This window comes from Streptomyces montanisoli (assembly GCF_017813245.1).
Lineage (GTDB): Bacteria > Actinomycetota > Actinomycetes > Streptomycetales > Streptomycetaceae > Streptomyces > Streptomyces montanisoli.
In genome coordinates this window covers 1-2,149 of record NZ_JAGIQL010000339.1, presented here as the reverse complement: position 1 = coordinate 2,149, position 2,149 = coordinate 1, and the positions used below count along the sequence as shown (strand labels likewise).

Genomic DNA, 2,149 nt, shown 5'->3' with positions numbered 1-2,149 from the left:
ACCGTCCCGGCGGTTGACGGCGTCCGGGCGCCGTTCCCGGCCGGGGCCCCCGGGGCAGCCGGAACCGCGCCCGGGGTGGGGATGCGTGCGTGGGCCCCTGCGTCGGGCCGTCCGCAGGCCCGCCCGGGGAGGGCGCGGCGCCATCGGCCGCGGGGTCGCCGCCACCTGACCGCCCCCGGCGGTTCACGGCGTCCTGGCGCCGAACCCGGCCAGGGCCCCCGGGGGCCGCCGGGCTGACCGCCCTGCGGCCGGCCGGGTGCCGTCCGGCTGCGCCGTCCTGGCCGGCAGGCGTCCGTAAGCGGCAGCGCCGCTGCACCGCGTCCGCTGCGGGAGGGCTGCTGTCGGCGGCGGAACGCCGGGGTCCGTCGGGGTGGGGCCCGGTTACGGCTCCTCGGGGGTCGCCAGGAGAAGTGTCTCGATCAGTTCCTTCAGCCTCGTCCCGCGGGACGCCGCGCCGCTGTCGTCCGCGGACACGGCGCGGGGGAGCGCCTGGTCCACGCCGTGGACCACCGACAGGTGCCGCGCGCCGCGTCCCAACGCCGTGTACACCCACGCCCTGCTGAGCCCGGCCGCCGCGTCCCCCGGCAGCACCACCACCGCCGCGGGCCACCGCATGCCCGCCGCCTGGTGCGCCGTCAGCGCCCAGCCGTGCCGCAGCTCGGTCTCGACCCGGTCCTTCGGGACCGTGACGTCCCGTTCCCCCGGTCCGTCGAGCCGTACCCGCAGCCCCTCCGCGCCCGCGGACACCACCGCGCCCTGCACCGTACGGCCGGGAGCCGGCACGTACGCGACCCGGTCGCCCGGGTCGAACCCGCCGAACCGCCCGGGCCCGGGCGCGAGCCGCTGCTTGAGCGCCGTGTTCAGCGCGCGCGTCCCCGCGGCGCCGCCGTGCCCGACCGTGATCACCTGCGTCTGCTCGGCCGGGAGGCCGAACGCGCGTGGCACGGACTCCGCGACCAGCTGGACCGTGCGGTGCACCGCCTCGCCCGCGTCCTTCACGGGCACGATCACGATCTCCTTGCCGGGCGCCGGCACCTGCGCGAGCTCGCCCACACCGATCCCGGACACCAGCTCGCCGATCGGCCCCGGGTCGGGCGTGCGGGACGCGACCTGCGGGCAGACGCGCATGGCCAGCAGGTCGCCGAAGACGCGGCCCGCACCCGCTGACCCCAGCACGCCGGGGTCGCCGCCGAGCACCAGCCTGCCGCCGTCGGCGACCGACTCGACGAGCATGGCCGCCGTCTCGACGTCCAGTTGCGGCGCGTCGAGGACCACGAGGAGGTCGAGCGCGAACATCCCGTCCGCGTCACGCCCGGGACCCTCCGCGCCCGCGAGCAGCGCCGCCACGGTCAGCACGCCCTCCGCGCCCTCGGCCCGCAGCCTGTCTCGCCCGTTCTCGCTGTGCACCGCGACCGCCGCGCGCAGCCCGAGCCCGCGCGCCGCGGCGGCCATGGCCACCGGCTCCGCGCGCGCGGCCTCGCCGCCGGTGTGCAGCACCAGGCCGTGTTCGTACACGGCGCGCAGCAGCTCGGCGGCGGACGGCGAGGGCGCCGCCCCCTGCGCTTCCGCCACGTCGGGCCAGGGCGATTCCGCCGCGGTCTTCACCAGCCGTGCCAGGCCGTCCGCCAGGCTCTCCTCGGCGAGGGCGAAACGGTCGAGCCCCAGCAGCACGGGCACCGTCGCGCGCTCAGGGCCCGCGCCGGAGCCCTCGTCCCTCTCCTCTTCGTCCCCCTCGGATTCCTCCGGCTCCTCGTCGTGGAAGACCAGCACCGCGCCCTCCGCGACGGCGTGGCGCACGGCCTCGTCCGGGTCGGGCACCCCCTGCTCGGCGAGCGCCGCGCGTACCGCGCCGGCTTCGAGCGCCGTGTGCCCCTGGACGGCGGCGCGCTCCAGCAGCCACGCCACGAGCGCCACGGCGCGCCGGCCGTCGCCCGGACCGCACTCCGCGCCGAGCAGCGCACGGGCGAACCCGTCGGCCTGCTCGGGCCGCACACCGGGGACGGCCAGCAGCTGCCAGGGATCCGCGCGCAGCGCCTCCGCCGCGCGCTCCCCGAGCGTGGCGGTGACGGGCCCGGCGAGCGCGCCGGGCGCCCCGCCCTGGGCGAGGACGGCCCGCACCGCCTCGACGGCCTCCGCGGGCGGCGCGGAG

At 79.2% G+C, this 2,149-nt stretch carries 1 protein-coding gene; it reads right to left on the bottom strand.

Annotation, left to right across the window (positions count from 1 at the left end):
- Nucleotides 1–381: 381 nt before the first annotated feature.
- Nucleotides 382–2,149, bottom strand: a 1,768-nt coding sequence (locus JFN87_RS32975; RefSeq protein WP_209346171.1) for a helix-hairpin-helix domain-containing protein, incomplete at its 5' end; no start/stop codon positions are given.